This window comes from Pseudomonas sp. 05N434 (assembly GCF_056396965.1).
Genome location: NZ_JBFTMK010000578.1, coordinates 1 through 3,109, shown reverse-complemented (window position 1 = coordinate 3,109; position 3,109 = coordinate 1). Strand labels below are relative to the sequence as shown.

The following is a 3,109-nucleotide window of genomic DNA, read 5'->3' as shown; positions in this document are numbered from 1 at the left end:
GTGTCGGCGCGAGTGTCGGACCGTTGGTGGCAGGGGTATTGATGAAGTTGTTCGGCAGCCAGATGCTGTATGCCTTTTTCAGTTTTTTTGCATTGGTGCTGGTGTGGCGAATCCGCCCGAAAGCAGTCACCAATCTGCATCAGGTGGACGATGCTCCACTGCATCACGTGGCCATGCCGGACAGCATGACGAGTTCGCCACTGGTGGCTTGCCTTGACCCGCGTGTCGATGAGCAGGTGGTGCAGGATCAGATGCAGAACCCGGTCAACCCGGAGGCTGATGTCAATCCGGATGCCGAGCCAGAACCTGAACCTGAACCAGTTTCGGATTCAGAAGACCCGGACGCAGGTCGCGAGCAAAGTTTTACCGAAGCGCGGCCTTGATCAAGACATAAAAAAACGGGCAATCCCCGCAAGGGACTGCCCGTTTTTTATTGGCGGGGTGTATCAGAAGTCGTCTTTGTCAAAGCGCCGCGCTTCACGCTGAAGCTGATAGACGAACCGCTCGACCTGCCGTTGCACCAGGCCGCTCATGTTGTGAAAGCGCACGCCGGCGAAGGTGGTGTTGATCTTTTCTTCAAAGTGCAGGTAACGCAGCTCCACCGGTGCCGTCATGCTGCCGAAGGGCAGGGCGGCGATGAAGCGGTCGTAGACCTGGCCCAATTGCAGCTTGGCGGTGATGTCGCCTTCGAAGCGCAATTTGCAGCCGGTGGCGGAGATGTCCAGCAGTTTGCCAGCGAGGGGCGACTTGAGTTTCTCGCCCCCCAGCTCGACATTGACCAGTTGTGCCAGCTTCAACGCAGCGCGGAAAGCATTGCGGCGCTGGTGGTAAACCACCTCATCGGGCAGCGTGCCGCGGTAGCAGCGGCCATCGCCGGACTCGTCGATGGTCAGCGGGCCATTGCTTTCCCAGGCGATGCGCACGCCGTCGTGGAAGCCTTCGACCTTGAACGGTTCGCCGGCCAGCAGAAAGCGTTCGCCGTCGCGCGGGATCATTTCGTCCAGGGCGATCATGTTGCTGTCACGGTCGACGTCCACCAGATAACTCTGGAAGCGCTGGCTGCGCTCGTGGAACGTGATGATCAGCGGGTCATGGCTGTCTTGCAGCTGACGCAGGTTGCCGGAGATTTCCAAAGGCGTGGTGAGCACCTTGGGTGGCTGCGGAGCATCTTCCGCGCTTAAGGCATTGGACACGGGGTATCAATCTCCAGGCAAATATGACTACTGGCCGGCATTCTGCCAGCATGTTGCGTGTCTTGATAGGGCGTGCTCATTGAAAGGCTTAAGCCTGACTGAGCGGGCGTGGCTTGGCGAGCTTGGAGGTTGATCCGCGGGCATCGTAGAGCGCTGGCGGCTCGCCGCCGGTGAGGATTTTCAGCTGGTTGGCCGTGGCGGCCTGCTGCACCAGAATCGACTGGCCATTGTTGACATTGGCGGCTTGGCACTGGGCCAGGAGGTCGGTGAGCACGTCGCTCTGTCCCAGCAATCGTTCGCCAATGCTCGACTGGCTGGCGAGTTGCTCCAGGCCCTGGCGGTTGGTTGGCAGGTTGAGGCTGGCGAGGATTTCACTGCGCTTGCGGCCATGCTGTTCGAGCAGAATGATCAATGCCTGTTTATGCGCCAGAATTTCTTCGAGCAGTGGCATGTCGCGACCGTGCAAGGCAAGGGACTCGGTTTGCAGTAGCTCCAGCAGTTGTTGCGCCGGGGCGAAGTCGTCGATGATCAGTTGCAGTAATTGAGTGTCGTGCATGGCTGGCCTTGGGTTTTAAGCGTCCAAAAGCCTGGCGCGGGCCGTGGCCTAGCGCTGGGCTTCGAAGTTGAGCAGTTTGCTGGCTACACGGTTGCTGTCGACTTTATAGCTGCCATCGGCAATCGCTGCTTTCAACTCGGCCACGCGGGCGTTGTCGACGGCAGGCTGATCGCGCAGCTTGTCAGTGACCTTCTGCAACTGTTGAGCCTCATTGCTGAGGTGTACCGATTCCCCGCTTTTGGTGGTACTGGCCTGTTCGGCCGGGGTATTCAGCGGCGCGGATTGGCCGGCTTCGGCGGTTTCCTTGGCGGTGCTGGTACGCGTACTGCCCGTAAGTGACGAGGAGCTGTTTAAACGACTGAAATCGATGACCATGACAAAAAACCTCTGGATATTTGGACGCTTGCCATGTTTTCGGCGATTCCCCGAAAAACTTTAGGCCCATTTATCAATGAGCTCGCATGCGCCAGCGCATGCCCTGCATGCGGCACAGTTTAGGCAACCGCCAGGCGGTGCGCCATCACTTCACAAACACAGAGCCCTTACATGGCCACTTCCACCTGGCCGGGCGCTGTGACTTGCGCCTTGATGACCCGCTGGGAGTTAAGGTTCTTCACGCGAATCTGTTCCCTCAGGCCGCCGTTGGACAGCGCTTCACCCGGCATGCGCACACTGAGCGTACCACTGCGGGCGGTAATCACCACCTGGTCGCCCTTGCGAACCACTTCCGCCTGTTCGAGATGCACCAGCGTAATGATCTGATCGGCGACCATTGGTCGGGTAAGTTTTTGCCCGATAGCCTGATCGACGGAAGTCAGAAACCCCTGATTTATCAGGCTRATATCACGCTCGCGCAGGGTTACGTCCTGAGGTTCGATAATCCCTGTGCGCTTGAGCGGACGAGTGGTCGTCACAATGTCGCGRAACAGCTTCACTTGAGCGGGCACGAAGACCGTCCAGGGTGAGGCGCCATCGCAGCGAACCTTGACCGTGACCCGTCCCAGAGGCCTTGCCGGGCTCTCGAGGGTGGCTGTCAATTCCTTGTCGCACATAGGCATGCGCAGGCGCGGATCGAGCTGGTTGACCTGGATTTCGTAGCGACCTTGCGTTTGACTGGTGGCCAGATAGTCCTCTACGGTGAATTCAAGAAAGCCTTGGGTGACGCCGATAAGCATGTCAGGCAAGGTAACCGTATCAGCAAGGGCAGGGCTGCCAGCGTTGAACAGGCAAGCGGCCGACATCGCGCAGAGCAATCTGCGGCAGGTTGATGTCAGGTGTCGGAAAAATGTCGGTTCTGTGTTCATAAGAGTTAAAAAGCAAGCGCCGTGCCGTTTCGTGATGAATGTGCGTCGCAACACAC

4 protein-coding genes and 1 pseudogene are annotated in these 3,109 nt (G+C 58.5%); 1 reads left to right on the top strand and 4 read right to left on the bottom strand.

The genetic code is table 11. The features are described 5' to 3' along the window. Nucleotides 1-383: pseudogene (locus AC1DLB_RS26155) on the top strand (MFS transporter); the annotation flags it as partial. Nucleotides 384-446: 63 nt separating this feature from the next. Here the strand turns inward: AC1DLB_RS26155 and AC1DLB_RS26150 are convergent. The 4 genes from AC1DLB_RS26150 to flgA all read right to left on the bottom strand — a co-directional run bounded on the left by AC1DLB_RS26150 (nt 447) and on the right by flgA (nt 3,053). After that, on the bottom strand, nt 447-1,193 hold the full coding sequence (locus AC1DLB_RS26150; protein ID WP_064616479.1) for a flagellar brake protein: 747 nt from the start codon (nt 1,191-1,193) through the stop codon (nt 447-449). A gap of 88 nt (nt 1,194-1,281) precedes the next feature. Further along, nucleotides 1,282-1,749 carry a flagella synthesis protein FlgN gene (locus AC1DLB_RS26145; RefSeq protein ID WP_064616481.1) on the bottom strand — a complete coding sequence of 156 codons (468 nt, stop codon included), beginning with the start codon at nt 1,747-1,749 and terminating at the stop codon, nt 1,282-1,284. A gap of 48 nt (nt 1,750-1,797) precedes the next feature. Next, nucleotides 1,798-2,124 (bottom strand): flagellar biosynthesis anti-sigma factor FlgM, encoded by a 327-nt coding sequence (flgM, locus tag AC1DLB_RS26140; protein ID WP_007937499.1) that lies wholly within the window; start codon nt 2,122-2,124, stop codon nt 1,798-1,800. Between the two features lie 167 nt (nt 2,125-2,291). Then, on the bottom strand, nt 2,292-3,053 hold the full coding sequence (flgA, locus tag AC1DLB_RS26135) for a flagellar basal body P-ring formation chaperone FlgA (protein ID WP_064616483.1): 762 nt from the start codon (nt 3,051-3,053) through the stop codon (nt 2,292-2,294). Between the last annotated feature and the right edge of the window lie 56 nt (nt 3,054-3,109).

Excerpts from the sequence above, each read along its gene's own strand:
- AC1DLB_RS26145 (WP_064616481.1), bottom strand. The coding sequence starts at position 1,749 with ATGCACGACACTCAATTACTGCAACTGATCATCGACGACTTCGCCCCG.
- flgM (WP_007937499.1), bottom strand. The coding sequence starts at position 2,124 with ATGGTCATCGATTTCAGTCGTTTAAACAGCTCCTCGTCACTTACGGGC.